Origin of the sequence: Psychroflexus torquis ATCC 700755 (assembly GCF_000153485.2) — a bacterium.
In the GTDB taxonomy this organism is placed as follows: domain Bacteria; phylum Bacteroidota; class Bacteroidia; order Flavobacteriales; family Flavobacteriaceae; genus Psychroflexus; species Psychroflexus torquis.
Genome location: NC_018721.1, coordinates 3,838,728 through 3,855,905, shown reverse-complemented (window position 1 = coordinate 3,855,905; position 17,178 = coordinate 3,838,728). Strand labels below are relative to the sequence as shown.

The window sequence follows — 17,178 nt, the reverse complement described above, 5'->3', positions numbered from 1 at the left end:
AACTATGTTACTAAGCTTTGTAGACTGGAGTATTATTATTGCTTTTTTTGTGATAAGCTTAGGGATCGGTGTCTATGTTTCCAAAAAAAGTGGGAAAAGTGCTAAAAACTTTTTCCTTTCTGGTAGAAATATGCCGTGGTGGTTGTTAGGTATTTCAATGGTGGCTACAACCTTTGCAGCAGATACTCCTGGCTTAGTCGCTGGTATAGTTAGAAACGACGGAGTTTATGGCAATTGGGTGTGGTGGAGTTTTCTATTAACAGGTATGCTAACCGTATTTTTTTATTCAAAACTTTGGCGAAAAAGTGAAATCACTACCGACCTAGAGTTTTATGAACTTAGATATAGTGGAAAAAGTGCTGCATTCTTAAGAGGGTTCAGGGCCATCTATCTAGGCGTCTTCTTCAATATTGTCATCATGGCTACTGTCTGTTTAGCAGCGATAAAAATTGGACATGTTATGTTCGACTTTTCTGCTGTTGAATCCTTGGTGGTGTCTTGTTCAATAACTGTCCTATACTCCATGCTTGGAGGTCTCAAAGGGGTTATTCTTACAGATTTTGTTCAATTTGCGATAGCTATTACTGGAAGTATTTGGGCTACCCTATATATTGTTCAAATGCCAGAAATTGGCGGAATTGACCAATTACTTTCAATTCCTGAAGTTCAAAGCAAAACCTCTTTGTTTCCAGATTTTTCTAATCCAGAAGTTTATATCCCAATTCTTATTGTTCCTCTCGCAGTACAATGGTGGAGCGTTTGGTACCCTGGCGCAGAACCTGGTGGCGGTGGCTATATCGTGCAAAGGATGTTGGCGGCCAAGAATACAAAGCATGCCACTTTGGCGACTTTGCTCTTTACTGTAGTTCACTACGCTGTAAGACCTTGGCCATGGATTATAATTGGCCTTGCTTCTCTCGTCATTTTTCCAGATCTTTCAAGTCTGGCCGCTGCGTTTCCGAATCTCGATGAAAATTACATCAAAAATGATTTGGCTTATGCAGCAATGCTATCGTATCTGCCGCCCGGTCTCTTGGGACTTGTGGTCACTTCTTTAATTGCTGCATTCATGAGTACGATTTCAACTCACCTAAACTGGGGAAGCAGCTATGTAGTAAACGACTTCTACGTAAGATTCTTAAAACCCGAAGCTTCAGAATTTAATAAAGTCTTAGTAGGACGACTCTCTACATTGGTCATGATGATTTGCTCTGCACTATTAGCACTTGTTTTGGAAGAAGCAAAACAGGCTTTTGACCTATTACTCCAAATTGGAGCTGGCACTGGTTTACTTTTTATTTTAAGATGGTTTTGGAACAGAATAAACCCGTATAGTGAAATTGCAGCAATGCTGTCTTCGTTTATAATTGCTGCTGTTTTCTTTATTGGTAGATCTTATGCTCTATGGGACATAGAACCTTACGTTGAGCTTATATTTGGAGTTGTAGTGACTACTATTGTTTGGGTCTTAGTAAGTCTTCTTACAAAACCAACTGACGAGAGTACAATAAAAGCTTTTGAAGAAAGGGTTTTTGATGGTTCTAATAAATATAAAAACTTCAAATATAAATTTATTGGATTTGCGTGTGGAGTTTGCGGAGTTTATGCAGTTCTTTTCGCAACAGGATACTTTATCTACAGCGATTTTTTATTATTTACCATCGCCTCAAGTATATGCTTATTATCTACAGGAATATTGATTGCAAACTGGAAACGAATAATCAATTAGAAGGTCTATTTGAAGGGAATTTAATATAGGAAGGCAATTCGATAGCTTGACTATCCTTATTACTGATTTTACTTTTTTTCCTTTTCTCGTAGTCTTCGTCCAAAATTTTATTGATCAATTCCTTAAAACTATTGAAATCTACGGTATAACTAAGCTCAATACCTTGAGTATACCCTAGCTCCTCCCCTATAAACTGAATATCACTTTCTCTATTAAAAACGTTGGCACGTAAACTACCAGTTTCATTCAACAAAAAGTTGATTTCAGCATCTCCAAAAACTACAGATTCTGAAACTCCTCCCACAGGAACACCAAATCTACCACTGATTAAAACTCTATCCGTGATTTTAGTTCTCAAGGAAAGGCCTACTCTATCTGCCAAATTATTTTGGGTAAGACTTCTATCGTTTTGTTGGTAATTAAGCCCCAATTTAAATTTGTTGTCTTCTTCTGAGATAATATCATCCACAATTCCTGAAGCTCGCTCAATAAGGTTCCCTGTAATAGCATTTTGCCCAAGTCCTGCCTGACTGTAAAAAGTACCTTGAGTAACTAAAGACAAAGCTTGTAATTCAGTATTTTCTCTGCCTTGTACTCGATATTCCAACTCACTTTTAACAACAGAAGATAAATTGGGATAATTTAAGCTAAACTCAATATTTGGTTGAACAATTTGACCTCCAAGATTGATAATAACCTCCACGGGGATTTCACGATTCACTGTTGGGTTTTCAAGTAGAATTGCTGGATTTGCTTCCGTCACATATTTAGCCTGAACATCTAAATTGGCACGAACAGGATCTCCATTCCAAGTTAAGTTTGAACCCGGAACAACTTCAAAGCGTTTTTGAACCAACCCTGAGTATTTAAAATTATATTCTCCTTCGTAAGCCACAAAATCACCATACATCTTGAACTTCCCATTAGTATTAATCTCAATGAGCAAAGTTCCTGCTCCTCTTCCTTTTAAACTGCTCCCATTAGCAGGGTCGACTACGATTTCAACTTCAGCGTCTCTGGTTATATCCAAATCAAAATTAAGACTTAAACCCTTAACCTCTTTCAATTGTATTTCTCGACCAGCTTCTTTGGAGAGTTTGTCTTCCAAGCTCAAAAAATAAATGAAGGAATTATCTCCTAAAGATTCTGAATCATCTAGCGGTATTTTAAACACCGTATTTTTTTGTGTTTTTGCCTGTACATTTATTTCTATTTCGTCCAAAGGCCCGCTAATAGAAGCGTTACCATCTATAAATGCAGTCCCGTAATATAAATCACCTCTCTTGATATCGGTATCAAGAACAACCAAATTATCAGAAGAAATATTTAGATCGAGATTCCAATTTTTAAATTCACGATTTGCGATTTTACCGCTTAAGATACCCTTAGTTTTATACTTTACATCTGTAAGCCGAATGTCATCGAAGATAAACTCTTTATTATCAAATATGATTTTGGAATTATCATCAAAGTCAAAGTCTACATTTAAATATGGAACTTTCATCCCAGCTTTATTTAACCTTAACTCTCCATTGAAAAAAGGATTCTGAATTTTACCACTCACCTCTACTTCTCCTAGTGCAAGACCTCTAATGTTTGAGATCACTTCTTTTCCAAAAACATCAAACGATTGCAGATCAAGTTTATTGAAATTTAAGTCTACATCGAAATATTGATTATTTTCTACTGTAAAAATTGAACCTTCAGCTTTGAACAAAGACTCATCTTGCAATTGGAGTTTAGAAACAATATCAAAAGAACTCAAGTCTTTATTTCCATTAGCCTTCAACAAGAATTGTCCATAAGGAATGGAGTTAAATTTGAATTTATCAATAGTCAGATCTAGGTTTGGACTATAAATATTATCTTTTTGATAGATGTCTAAAATTCCATCTACAGTACCCTCAAAAGTTATACTGTCTTGTTTTGGAATAATATCTGCCAATTCAACATCTTCAAATTTAAAGTTTAGGTCCTTGAAGGTAGAGTCTTTTAAAATCCCATTTAAAAGCATCGCCTGTTTTCCACTCGATACTGAAATAGAATCGATATTGAAATTTTTAAATCCCCTTTCTATTTCAACTTTATTTTTTTTATTAGATTCTTTATTAATAAACCAAAGGTTATCATTAAAAACTATACTAGATCGCTTAAAACCAAAGGTTGTTTTATTATCGCTATCTAAAGTTTGGTAGATACTAAGATTATAGTTGTCCTTTTGAAATTGACCTCCTTTAAATTCTGTTCTTACAAATAATGTATCTTTTAAATTCACATTAATCATGTTGAAATCATTGATATCATAATATGAAGTCAATATATTTTCAATCTCAATATAGGAATTATATAAAGGATTATTAGTGTCTATTTGGATGTTTATGTTTTCAAAACTATTGCCATAAACCCCTATTAAAGGGGACCTAAAATTTAAAGAAAAGTCGTTTTCACTAGCATCAATTGAGCCATTTATAAAGGTATTTGCAGACACTTTAATATCAGGGAAAAAGACTTCAACAATTTTATTGTAAATTTCAATATCAAAATCGACATATTGATAATTTTTAGATGGATCGTTTTTACTTTTGAAATACAGATTCTCAATAGCCTCAGAAAAGAGCTCTGGCAACTTTGTTAATTTAAAATCACCAACTAATTTTCCACTGATAACATCTGGACTATCTATGGTTATTGTTTGTTGATTTTTTTGAAATGAGGATGCAACTGTAAGTTCTTCGAATTGAAAACTATCTAATTGATTTTTATATTCAAAAAATTTAAATCTGAGCTCACCTTTAAGCTCATCTATGGAATTACCTTTTAGGTTTACATTGAGGCTACCTTTAAAATCAGCAACTGTATCTCTTTTCACAATGCTTAAGGCATAAAGATCTGCGTAGTTAATATCTGCATTAAAATCAAATATATTTTCTTCACCTGAAGCATCTAACAGACCTTCAAACGCGAATTGAAAATTTGGATCTAGACTTTCTAGGTTACCATTGAAATAAGGTGCTTTTAAGTTGCCGCTCAGCTTTATATTTTTGTAATTATAATTATTAACAACTATAGAATTAATTTTTCCTAAAGCGAGTGTATTAAGGGACTCTTTTGTAAATCCAGATCCGTTAACATTTAGATTAAAAGAGGTTCTACCTAAAGAGTTTGTATCAAAAAAAGAGGCTAGATTAAAACCTAATACATCAACGAAACCTGCATATTTTACTGTATTTGGATCTTGATAGTCATCAAAGTTTAAATTTATGGAGGCCTTTCCTATCTCTGTATTTACTTTTAGGATAGTGCTTAGTTTATTTTTTGATAAATCTATTTCACCTAACAAGTGGGTTTTACCTAGTTTCTCAAAATAGTCTGGTAATTTTGATTTTAAATCCTCAGGCAGTAATTCTATCAAATCCAAATAAGTCGTTGTCAAATCAATGGAAGAAGAATGTAATGCAAAGGGAGCATCACCAAAAGAGTTTATCAACTTAAGACTGCCAAAAAAACTTGTCTGTGTTAACCCCTTTAATCTTAGAGATTCTAGATTGAGATTATTGAGTTGTCCGTTGGCATTTCCTTTAAAAGAGATTTGATGTCCATAGCCAAAGCCATCATAAAACCGTCTTAGATCTGTACTTGATAGAGTAGAATTATTAAAAGCTGCCTGTAAGTTTACTTCATCAAAAAAATATTTTAAATCCTCTCTCTTATAATCAAATTGAAGCTCCCCTTCTATATGTGAATATGGGGTATCTAAGCTTAGATTTTGAAAGTCCATTTGACTAGGAGTATATTCAAAAACAGTACTAAAATCTTCAACAACAATCCCTTGTTTTAAAATACCAGACATCCGCCTCAAGTTGAGATTAAATTTAGGTCCATAGAGTCTAAAATTGGAGAGATTAAAATCTAATTTTTGAATAGAAAAAGTAGGACTGCTACTTATATTTTCATTTTCGACGACAAATTCTCCATTGTAAGCGAGAACTCTATTAATTTTAAGTTGAAAAGGTTGATCTGAAGAAGATGTACTATCATTTAATTTTTCTAGAAATTTAGAAAATTCATGATCATCTTCATTTTTATATTGTTTTATTTTAAATTTAAGATGATCAAATTCAGTGTTTGAAAAATGAATATTGCTGTCAGAAAATCCAGCAATATTTATCAATGATGTGGATAAAGTCTTAGCATAAATAATAGTATCGTCATAGTCGTCCCTCAACAATAGGTCGTTTAAAACGAGGTTACCCTTGTAATTAATCTTTAAAGACTTAATGGAAAGGTCGGTGTTGTAAGACTCGTTGAAGGAAGTGGTTAATTTTGTAGCGTAATAAGACTGTATTTGTGGGATTAAAAAAATTAAAACTAAAAGTAATAGCAAAAGAATAATTGCTGTAAATAATTTTTTTATAAAATTCCAAATCGTTTTAAACACTCTTAAATCTATATTTTTCATCAAATATATATCAAATACTAATCCTAAATGCTCTTTAGAAAGCCACAAATTTATTTAGATTTGCTAGACTAATTTGATAATAGGAACTAAATCATGCCAGATTCAAAAAAAACATATGTGTTAGGCATAGAATCTTCTTGCGACGATACATCAGCGGCTGTTTTTTGTAACGATAAAGTCCTTAGCAATATTGTAGCTACACAAGATGTTCATAAAAAATATGGAGGTGTAGTCCCAGAGCTAGCTTCTCGAGCACATCAGCAACATATTGTTCCAGTAGTAGACCAGGCTTTAAAGGGTGCAGGAATAACGAAAAATATGCTGTCTGCAATTGCTTTTACGAGGGGCCCTGGTTTAATGGGGTCACTATTGGTAGGAAGCTCTTTTGCAAAATCTTTAAGTCTTGGATTGGATATTCCTTTGATAGAGGTAAACCACATGCAAGCACATTTGCTAGTTCATTTTATTGCAGATACACATCCAATACCTCCTGAATTTCCATTTTTAGGTGTCACTATTAGTGGTGGACATACACAAATTGTAAGGGTGAAAAGCTATTTCGATATGGAGGTTCTTGGTGAGACTCTAGACGATGCGGTTGGTGAGGCTTTTGATAAATGTGGTAAAATGTTCAAACTCCCCTACCCTGCTGGATCAGAAATTGATAGAATTTCAAAACATGGAGATCCAAATACATTCAAATTTGCTAAACCAAAGGTAAAGGGCTTAGACTTCAGTTTTAGTGGATTAAAGACCTCCGTACTCTATTTTTTGCAAAAACAAGTAAAAGAAGACCCTGCTTTTATAGAAAACAATATTGAAGATCTTTGTGCTTCTTTTCAATTCAGAGTTGTGGATATTTTAATTTCAAAACTCGAGAAAGCTGTTAAAGAAACTGGGATACATCAAGTTGCTATTGGAGGAGGAGTCTCTGCCAATTCAGGAATACGTGAAGCTCTAGTCAAAAAACAAACGACGGACAACTGGTCTGTTTTTATCCCAAAATTTGAGTTTTGCACAGATAATGCAGCAATGATAGGAATTGTAGGATACTTAAAGTATCAGAATAATGAATTCGCTAATTTATCGTCGGCTTCCAAGGCAAGGTATACCATTTAAAAATTAAGTATTATGAAAGTACTAGTTCTGTTTTTAATTGTTGCAATATTTCAATTAAATGCTCAAAATAATTTATTCCAACATAACCTTACTGTTTTTGACGACTTTGGATTATCAGAGAAAGAAATCGCAGACTATAAATCAGAAGGAAATCTATCTATATTTAATAAAGAAAAGCATAACTCTAGGTTAGCCAGCAAGCTATTCAATTTAAAAGTTGGACAATCTATTAAGCTTAAGAAAGCTAATAAAAAAAAACTCAAAGTTCTTAAAAAGGTAGATGTGGAGCATTATAGGCTTAATTATATTTTCTTCGATGGGAGTCAACTAGACTATGAAGATATTGAGAAACAAAGAGATAAAATACTTCAAATGAACAAAACATATAGCTTCCCAACTTTAGCGCAAATGTATTCTATGGACATGCGTAAAAATGTAGGAGGTGATTCTGGATGGTTTAAAAAAAGAAGTACTCCCCAGGACTTTCAAGATGCAGCCTTGTCAAGTAGGCGAGTAGCTAACGAAACTTTTAAAGTCGATCTAATATCTGAAAATTGGTACTACCTCATATTAAAAAGTTATTCACCCATACTCATAGAAGAAATTCTAGTCTTGGAAACACCTCTGTAAATGCAACTTTTCTACGAACCAAATTTTGATTCCTCAGCTACCAGTATTTCTATAAATGAAATGGAAAGCCGACATATTTCAAAAGTTTTAAGAAAGTCAATTGGAGAGAGTATATATTTAACTAATGGTTTAGGAATTTGCGCTGAAGGAATTTTAATAAGCAATCACCCTAAAAAATGTAAAGTAGAGGTAAAAACCATTATTGAGGAAAAAAAACCTAATTTTCGAATTCATATAGCTATCGCACCTACTAAAGCCAATGACAGATTTGAATGGTTTTTAGAAAAGGCCACTGAAATTGGAATTGATGAAATAACACCCTTGTTATGTGATCATAGCGAAAGAAGAAAAATTAAAGCAGATCGTTATGAAAAAGTCCTTCAAACAGCCATGAAACAGTCTTTAAAATATAGGTTGCCACTATTAAACCCAATGATTTCTTTTAACGATTTAATGAAATCAGATAGTGACTCGAAGAAAATGATTGCACATTGTGAAGATGACACAAAAGAAAAATTATCTGGAACAGTAAATAGAGATAACTTAATTTTAATAGGCCCAGAAGGAGATTTTTCTATAGATGAAATAAAAAAAGCAATTAAACATGAATTTCTTCCCATTTCTTTGTCTGAGGCAAGATTAAGAACTGAAACGGCTGGAATTGTAGCCTGCCATACCGTAAATCTAATGAGATCATTATGAAATTTATAACCTATTTCATGTTTATATTTTTTTCTATAACTATCTATCCTCAGGATATAGCTTTATTGAAATATGATGGTGGAGGCGATTGGTATAGCAACCCTACATCTTTGCCAAACCTAGTTAAGTTTGTAAATTCAAATACTGATACTAACATTAACGAAAACATCAAAGAGGTAAAACCAGAGGACCCAGAATTATTTAATTATCCTTTTGTGCATTTAACAGGGCATGGAAATATCTTTTTTACAGATGAAGCTGCTCAAAATTTAAGACTTTATTTATTAAGTGGTGGTTTTCTCCATGCCGATGATAATTATGGGTTATCTCCCTATTTCAGAAAAGCGATAAAAAAAGTATTTCCAAATAGAGAATTAAAGGAATTATCTTCCAATCATCCAATTTTTTCAACTAGATTTATTTTTGAAAATGGATTGCCCAAAATTCATGAACACGATGGAAACCCTCCACAGGCTTTTGGGATTGAAGATGATAATGAAAGGTTGATGGTTTTATTTACCTATGAAAGTGATTTAGGAAATGGATGGGAAGATTCGTCAGTTCATAATGATCCTGAAAATAGTCGTTTAAATGCGTTAAAAATGGGAGCTAATATTATTAAATATGCTTTTCTATATTAAATATGCCTGATAGACAATTAACACATAGTGAAACAAATTTCAATGCTAAAGAAAGGGGTTGTAGTGAGATCAATGTATTATTAGAGAGATTAGACAGTCCAGCTAATCTTGGGAGTGTTTTCAGAAATTCTGAAGCTTTTGGTATTGTGAATATATGGATACATGAAGCCAATAGAAGCTATCTTAAAAGTAACCGTTTGAAGAGAACTTCAAGATCTGCGGAGTTCAATTTAAATATTCATTTTTATGAAGATGAAGCAAGTATACTTGATACTTTTGAAGGGACAACAATTGGAATTGAAATTACAAAAAATAGTGAAAATCTTTCGTCATTTAAAAAAGGCTTAAAAAGTAAAATTCTCCTTGTACTGGGGAATGAAAAATTAGGTATAAATAGCGAAACTCTTAATAGATTGGATAGAAGTTATCATATTAAAATGTTTGGTACAAACTCGAGCTTAAATGTTGCTCAAACCCTAGGAATAGCTCTTTATGAAATCAGAAGAGAACAGATTTGAAAAACTTACTAGACCTGAGGTCAATAAGTTCATAGAAAAAAATGTCAATAAATCGATTCCTGATTTGATACTTAAGGGAAGTCCATTTAAACATATTGATATTAAAGATATTATAAATCAAATAATTGGAAAAGAAAAAGCGAAAAAAAAACTTCCTCATTGGTATAAGAATGAGAAAGTTATTTATCCTTCAAAGCTTAATTTAGAGCAAACATCTTCAGAAATTACCGCTTTACATAAATCCAAACTTGTCTCTTGTCAAACTCTACTAGACATGACTGGTGGTTTTGGCATAGATTCATATTATTTTTCAAAAAAAGTCATCTCCTTATTATATACAGAACTAAATTCTGAGTTATGTAGAGTAGTCAAACATAATATTAAAGCTTTTGGTATCGACAATTTTGAAATAAAGAATGAAGACTCAATCGACTTTTTACAGAAAAACAGTCAAATCTATAATTGGATTTATATAGATCCATCCAGAAGAAATGAAAAGACAAAAGTATTTCAATTAAAGGACTCACTTCCTAACATTATTGAACATTTAGAGATAATAGAAAGGAAGTCAGAAAGATTTATGCTAAAGACATCTCCTATGTATGATATAGATATGGGATATAAGGAATTAAAAGGAGTTAAAGAAATACATATTATTTCAGTAAAAAATGAGGTTAAAGAATTACTGTGGATTATAGATTGGAGGAAACAAAATTCGAAGACTATAAAAATTTATAACTATCAAACAAAAAAAAGATATTCATATACTTCTATAGACGAAAATGAAGAACAGTTAGTAAGAATAAAATTAACCACCTGTTGTCAATACTTATACGAGCTTGATTCAGGGATTATGAAATCAGGTTTAAACGATTTGATTGGAATTAGGTATGACTTGAAGAAATTAGAGCAGCACACAAATCTATATACGTCAGATAAAAAGATTTTAAGTATTCCTGGCAAGATTTATAAGGTGAAGTCCGTTGAGCCGATTAACTACAAAAAAATAAAAAAGGCCATTAAAGGTTACCAAATCAATCTGATAAGTAAAAACTTCCAGCTAAATACAGATGAACTGCAAAAGAAACTTAAGTGTACTATTGGAGGTAAAAGCGACTATTTAATTTTTGCTAAGACAATTGAAGGAAATAGAGTTATAGAAGCAACAAGAATAGTATTATAATTTTTTGTTTCAAACATAAACTTTAATAAACAAAAAAAAACCCTTCATTACGTTAAGTAATGAAGGGTTTAGTATAAGAAGGCGGCGACCTACTCTTCCACAAGTATGCAGTACCATCGGCGCAAACGGGCTTAACTTCTCTGTTCGGAATGGGAAGAGGTGAGCCCCGTTGCTATAACCACCTTAAATCATTAAAGTTAATTGAGTACGTCTCAATCACCTTTATAAGTAGTTCCAGCTGTTGCGGGAATTCTAATATCGTGACATAGTTAAAGATATATAACAAGATCTTAAGTAAGGATAAAATAAACTAATAATCGTCTCATAGATAAGCTATATGGATAATTAGTATCACTTGGCTATGACATTACTGCCTTTACACCTGTGACCTATCAACCCCATCGTCTTTGGGGATCCTTTAAAGAAATCTCATCTTGTGGTGGGTTTCGCGCTTATATGCTTTCAGCGCTTATCCCTTCCAAACGTAGCTACTCTGCTATGCTCCTGGCGGAACAACAGATACACCAGAGGTTTGTCCAACTCGGTCCTCTCGTACTAGAGTCAGATCCACGCAAATTTCTAACGCCCACTGTAGATAGAGACCGAACTGTCTCACGACGTTCTGAACCCAGCTCGCGTGCCACTTTAATGGGCGAACAGCCCAACCCTTGGGACCTTCTCCAGCCCCAGGATGTGACGAGCCGACATCGAGGTGCCAAACCCCCCCGTCGATGTGAGCTCTTGGGGGAGATCAGCCTGTTATCCCCGGAGTACCTTTTATCCTTTGAGCGATAGCCCTTCCATGCGGAACTACCGGATCACTATGCTCTACTTTCGTACCTGATCGACTTGTAGGTCTCTCAGTCAAGCTCCCTTATGCCATTGCACTCTACGCACGGTTACCAAGCGTGCTGAGGGAACCTTTAGAAGCCTCCGTTACTCTTTTGGAGGCGACCACCCCAGTCAAACTACCCACCAAATAATGTCCCCCAACTTAAGTCGGGGTTAGGCTTCAAACAAGTAAAGGGTGGTATTTCAACAATGACTCCACTGCCCCTAGCGAGGCCGCTTCAATGTCTCCCACCTATCCTACACATCACTTATCCAAAGTCAATATTAAGCTATAGTAAAGGTTCACGGGGTCTTTTCGTCCCACAGCGGGTAATCGGCATCTTCACCGATACTACAATTTCACCGAGGTCATGGCTGAGACAGTGTCCAGATCGTTGCACCATTCGTGCAGGTCGGAACTTACCCGACAAGGAATTTCGCTACCTTAGGACCGTTATAGTTACGGCCGCCGTTTACTGGGGCTTCAATTCAATGCTTCGCCGCAAAGCTAACATCTCCTCTTAACCTTCCAGCACCGGGCAGGTGTCAGGCCCTATACTGCATCTCTCGATTTAGCAGAGCCCTGTGTTTTTGATAAACAGTCGCCTGGACCTCTTCACTGCGGCCCTCACTCAAAAGTGAGGGCGACCCTTCTCCCGAAGTTACGGGCCCATTTTGCCTAGTTCCTTAGCCATGAATCTCTCGAGCACCTTAGATTTCTCATCCCAACTACCTGTGTCGGTTTACGGTACGGGCTGCTTTAATTGATTTTCTTGGAAGAACGGCCTCTAGATTATCACCGCCACCGTAGCTTTGGTGTACTATCTCTACCTTACAGTAGATTCAACGTGCAATTCCGTCTGCACGCACTAGATTTCCTTCTCCGTCTCGTTTAATTTAAAGCAGGTAGCAGAATATTAACTGCTTGTCCATCGACTACCCCTTTCGGGTTCGCCTTAGGCCCCGACTAACCCTCAGCTGATTAGCATAGCTGAGGAATCCTTGGTCTTTCGGTGTGCGGGTTTCTCGCCCGCATTATCGTTACTTATGCCTACATTTTCTTTTCTAAACGCTCCAGCATACCTTACAGTACACCTTCTGCGCTGTTTAGAATGCTCCCCTACCTCTCACAAATCTAATTGTAAGAGCATAGCTTCGGTAATATACTTATGCCCGATTATTATCCATGCCTGACCGCTCGACTAGTGAGCTGTTACGCACTCTTTAAATGAATGGCTGCTTCCAAGCCAACATCCTAGCTGTCTAAGCAGTCTGACCGCGTTTGTTCAACTTAGTATATATTTTGGGACCTTAGCTGATGCTCTGGGTTCTTTCCCTCTCGGACATGGACCTTAGCACCCATGCCCTCACTGATTAAAAACATTTTATAGCATTCGGAGTTTGTCAGGAATTGGTAGGCGGTGAAGCCCCCGCATCCAATCAGTAGCTCTACCTCTATAAAACTATTTAATCGCTGCACCTAAATGCATTTCGGGGAGTACGAGCTATTTCCGAGTTTGATTGGCCTTTCACCCCTACCCTCAGGTCATCCCAAGACTTTTCAACGTCAACGGGTTCGGTCCTCCACTATGTGTTACCACAGCTTCAACCTGCCCAAGGGTAGATCACACGGTTTCGCGTCTACCACAGCTAACTTAGTCGCCCTATTCAGACTCGCTTTCGCTGCGGATCCATAACTGAATTATTTATCCTTGCTAACGGTGGTAACTCGTAGGCTCATTATGCAAAAGGCACGCCGTCATCCCCAATAAATTGAAGACTCCGACCGCTTGTAAGCGTATGGTTTCAGGGTCTATTTCACTCCTTTATTCAAGGTTCTTTTCACCTTTCCCTCACGGTACTGGTTCACTATCGGTCTCTCAGTAGTATTTAGCCTTACCGGATGGTCCCGGCTGATTCATGCAAGGTTTCTCGTGCCCCGCACTACTCAGGATACTACTACATCATTAATATCTTACCCCTACAGGCCTGTCACCTTCTATGGACACTCTTTCCAAAGTATTCGGGTTCATTATTAATGACGATATCGTAGTCCTACAACCCCAGTACTGCCGTAACAGTATTGGTTTGGGCTGTTTCACGTTCGCTCGCCGCTACTAGCAAAATCACTATTGTTTTCTCTTCCTCCGGCTAATTAGATGTTTCAGTTCACCGGGTTCGCTTTCCTTGCGGAATACTATACCTTCAGTATAGTGGGTTGCCCCATTCGGATATCTGCGGATCAATTCATATGTGCTAATCCCCGCAGCTTTTCGCAGCTTGTCACGTCCTTCGTCGCCTCTGAGAGCCTAGGCATCCCCCATACGCCCTTAATAAGCTTATCTATTCGATAATTATTTATTTATTTTACTCTAAAGTACTCTTACTCCTTAATTAAAAGAAGTAATAATTTTCTTACTCTCGTATTCTTATATATCTTCAATATGTCAATGAACTTTTTGTATTCAGGTTTAACCGAATAAATCTATAAGACTAATAATAGTCTTATAAAAATTCCAACTTTCGAGGGAATTTAGTGGAGAATATCGCCCCGATGCTTCGGGGGAACTGATGACCTAAGTCATCTTCATTCCACTTTTTGTGGAGAATATCGGAGTCGAACCGATGACCTCCTACGTGCAAGGCAGGCGCTCTAGCCAGCTGAGCTAATTCCCCTATTAAATTGACAACTAGAAACATCAAAAGCAACTTTACTACTAAAGCCTTAATGATTCCCTTTAAAAAAGCATCTATTACATTTTATCAAATGCAATACTCTAAAAAAGGAGGTATTCCAGCCGCACCTTCCGGTACGGCTACCTTGTTACGACTTAGCCCCAGTTACTAGTTTTACCCTAGGCGGCTCCCTGCGGCGACCGACTTCAGGTACCCCCAGCTTCCATGGCTTGACGGGCGGTGTGTACAAGGCCCGGGAACGTATTCACCGCATCATGGCTGATATGCGATTACTAGCGATTCCAGCTTCACGCAGTCGAGTTGCAGACTGCGATCCGAACTGTGATAGGGTTTGTAGATTCGCTCCTGGTCACCCAGTGGCTGCTCTCTGTCCCTACCATTGTAGCACGTGTGTAGCCCAGGACGTAAGGGCCGTGATGATTTGACGTCATCCCCACCTTCCTCACAGTTTACACTGGCAGTATGTCTAGAGTCCCCATCTTTACATGCTGGTAACTAAACAAAGGGGTTGCGCTCGTTATAGGACTTAACCTGACACCTCACGGCACGAGCTGACGACAACCATGCAGCACCTTGCAATTTGTCCGAAGAAAAAGATGTTTCCACCCCTGTCAAACTGCATTTAAGCCCTGGTAAGGTTCCTCGCGTATCATCGAATTAAACCACATGCTCCACCGCTTGTGCGGGCCCCCGTCAATTCCTTTGAGTTTCATTCTTGCGAACGTACTCCCCAGGTGGGTTACTTATCACTTTCGCTTAGCCACTCAGACCGCAATTAGTCCGAACAGCTAGTAACCATCGTTTACGGCGTAGACTACCAGGGTATCTAATCCTGTTCGCTACCTACGCTTTCGTCCATCAGCGTCAGTGAATTGTTAGTGATCTGCCTTCGCAATCGGTATTCTGAGTAATATCTATGCATTTCACCGCTACACTACTCATTCTAACCACTTCACAAGCACTCAAGAACAACAGTATCAATGGCAATTTTACGGTTGAGCCGCAAACTTTCACCACTGACTGATTGTCCCGCCTACGGACCCTTTAAACCCAATGATTCCGGATAACGCTTGGATCCTCCGTATTACCGCGGCTGCTGGCACGGAGTTAGCCGATCCTTATTCCTACAGTACCGTCAACAGTTCACACGTGAACCTTTTTCTTCCTGTATAAAAGCAGTTTACAACCCATAGGGCAGTCTTCCTGCACGCGGCATGGCTGGATCAGGATTGCTCCCATTGTCCAATATTCCTCACTGCTGCCTCCCGTAGGAGTCTGGTCCGTGTCTCAGTACCAGTGTGGGGGATCTCCCTCTCAGGACCCCTACCTATCGTAGCCATGGTAAGCCGTTACCTTACCATCAAGCTAATAGGACGCATACTCATCTATTACCGTAATCTTTAATTATCAATTGATGCCAATCGATAATACTATAAAATATTAATCCAAATTTCTCTGGGCTATCTCTTAGTAATAGGTAGATTGTATACGCGTTACGCACCCGTGCGCCGGTCGTCATCTGTAGCAAGCTACAATGTTACCCCTCGACTTGCATGTGTTAAGCCTGCCGCTAGCGTTCATCCTGAGCCAGGATCAAACTCTTCATCGTTAAATCTTATATATCTTAACGCTTTTCTTAAATTCGACTCTTACATCTTATTCTCAGGAATCAACTCTAATATTAGAGTATAATCTTAATGTTTCTAATTCTACAAGTAATCTCTTACCTGTATTGTCAATTCAATATGTCAATGAACTTTTAATTCTTGTTGTTTAAATCATATCCAAATGATCTTAAACTCGTATGCTTCTCTAAGCGATTGCAAAACTAATACTAATTATTAACCTAGCAAGCCGTTTTGAAGAAAAAATTAAACTTTATTTTAAAGAACTTTAATAAACCAAATCAAACTCTATTCTACAAACTCTATTCTACAAACCCTATAACCCAATCTGTATTACTCTAAGCCTCTGTGTGTCTCTTACACCTCGTTTAGCGGAGTGCAAAACTACAACCTTTTTTCCCTTCTATCCTAATCAATAATGCGATTTCTTTGCATTAAAATTCTATGCGGTGGTAAAGGACTCTTTCCCTTTATGTTATGACAAAAGAAAAGTTATTACTTAATTAAAAAGTTCATAGAAATTGATGAATATACTATGCGTGCATAATAAATTTATCTATATTTGGTATCTACAATTAATTATGAAAGAAAAAACGATTGATTACATATTAAGGTCAACTTGGATAGCTGTGACTAAAATGTATAATGAGGAAGCCAATAAAAAAGGGAGTAGCATGGCTACAGGTTTTGCTTTACTAAGCATAGATCCTGACAGTGGTACTCCGTCAACTGCTTTAGGACCTAAAATGGGAGTTGAATCTACTAGTTTGTCTAGAACACTGAAGACTATGGAAACAAAAGGATTGATCACAAGAGAAAAAAATCCAAACGATGGCAGGAGTGTTCTAATACATCTCACAGAATTTGGAGTAGAGATGAGGAAATTTTCTAAGTATGTAGTCCTTTCATTTAATGAAGCCATAAAGAACAATATTTCAGAAGAAGATTTAAACACCTTTATAAAGGTGACTGATAAGATCAATGAACTCATTTCAGAAAAAATGATTTTCATCAATAATAAACAATCATAAATTTAAAAACGTA

9 protein-coding genes, 1 tRNA gene and 3 rRNA genes are annotated in these 17,178 nt (G+C 36.6%); 8 read left to right on the top strand and 5 right to left on the bottom strand.

Translation table 11 applies throughout. The annotated features are described in order from the left end of the window. Positions 1-4 precede the first annotated feature (4 nt). The gene (locus P700755_RS16550; RefSeq protein ID WP_015025775.1) at positions 5-1,729 is read left to right on the top strand and encodes a sodium:solute symporter family protein; all 1,725 of its coding nucleotides are present in this window, start codon (positions 5-7) and stop codon (positions 1,727-1,729) included. Here the strand turns inward: P700755_RS16550 and P700755_RS16545 are convergent. Beyond that, complete coding sequence (locus P700755_RS16545) at positions 1,722-6,188, bottom strand: translocation/assembly module TamB domain-containing protein (protein WP_015025774.1); 4,467 nt, start codon at positions 6,186-6,188, stop codon at positions 1,722-1,724. The genes P700755_RS16550 and P700755_RS16545 overlap by 8 nt on opposite strands. A gap of 93 nt (positions 6,189-6,281) precedes the next feature. Here P700755_RS16545 and tsaD point away from each other — a divergent pair, with 93 nt between their 5' ends. From tsaD to P700755_RS16515, 6 genes are read left to right on the top strand one after another with little or no spacing between them, the layout of a single operon-like run. Continuing rightward, on the top strand, positions 6,282-7,307 hold the full coding sequence (gene tsaD / locus P700755_RS16540; RefSeq protein ID WP_015025773.1) for a tRNA (adenosine(37)-N6)-threonylcarbamoyltransferase complex transferase subunit TsaD: 1,026 nt from the start codon (positions 6,282-6,284) through the stop codon (positions 7,305-7,307). Between the two features lie 12 nt (positions 7,308-7,319). Then, positions 7,320-7,937, top strand: coding sequence for a peptidylprolyl isomerase (locus P700755_RS16535; protein ID WP_015025772.1), 618 nt, complete (start codon positions 7,320-7,322; stop codon positions 7,935-7,937). Next, entirely contained in the window at positions 7,938-8,639 is a 702-nt protein-coding gene (locus tag P700755_RS16530) for a 16S rRNA (uracil(1498)-N(3))-methyltransferase (RefSeq protein WP_015025771.1), read from the top strand. Beyond that, positions 8,636-9,280 (top strand): DUF4159 domain-containing protein, encoded by a 645-nt coding sequence (locus P700755_RS16525; RefSeq protein ID WP_015025770.1) that lies wholly within the window; start codon positions 8,636-8,638, stop codon positions 9,278-9,280. Before P700755_RS16530 ends, P700755_RS16525 begins: the two co-directional genes overlap by 4 nt. A 2-nt stretch (positions 9,281-9,282) precedes the next feature. After that, positions 9,283-9,798: a TrmH family RNA methyltransferase gene (locus tag P700755_RS16520; protein ID WP_015025769.1), complete on the top strand. Its 516-nt coding sequence runs from the start codon at positions 9,283-9,285 to the stop codon at positions 9,796-9,798. Next, positions 9,773-10,981, top strand: coding sequence for a THUMP-like domain-containing protein (locus P700755_RS16515; RefSeq protein ID WP_015025768.1), 1,209 nt, complete (start codon positions 9,773-9,775; stop codon positions 10,979-10,981). The genes P700755_RS16520 and P700755_RS16515 overlap by 26 nt, the downstream gene beginning before the upstream one ends. Positions 10,982-11,057: 76 nt before the next feature. Here P700755_RS16515 and rrf read toward each other — a convergent pair. The 4 genes from rrf to P700755_RS16495 form a co-directional block, all read right to left on the bottom strand. Continuing rightward, positions 11,058-11,167, bottom strand: a 5S ribosomal RNA gene (gene rrf, locus P700755_RS16510). 138 nt (positions 11,168-11,305) lie between these two features. Further along, positions 11,306-14,157: ribosomal RNA gene (locus P700755_RS16505) — 23S ribosomal RNA — on the bottom strand. A gap of 257 nt (positions 14,158-14,414) precedes the next feature. Continuing rightward, a tRNA-Ala gene (locus tag P700755_RS16500) sits at positions 14,415-14,488 on the bottom strand. 106 nt (positions 14,489-14,594) lie between these two features. Then, positions 14,595-16,118: ribosomal RNA gene (locus tag P700755_RS16495) — 16S ribosomal RNA — on the bottom strand. Together the 16S, 23S and 5S rRNA genes with 1 tRNA gene alongside form the textbook arrangement of a ribosomal RNA operon. Positions 16,119-16,715: 597 nt before the next feature. Here P700755_RS16495 and P700755_RS16490 point away from each other — a divergent pair. Beyond that, complete coding sequence (locus P700755_RS16490; protein ID WP_015025767.1) at positions 16,716-17,165, top strand: MarR family winged helix-turn-helix transcriptional regulator; 450 nt, start codon at positions 16,716-16,718, stop codon at positions 17,163-17,165. Positions 17,166-17,178 lie beyond the last annotated feature (13 nt).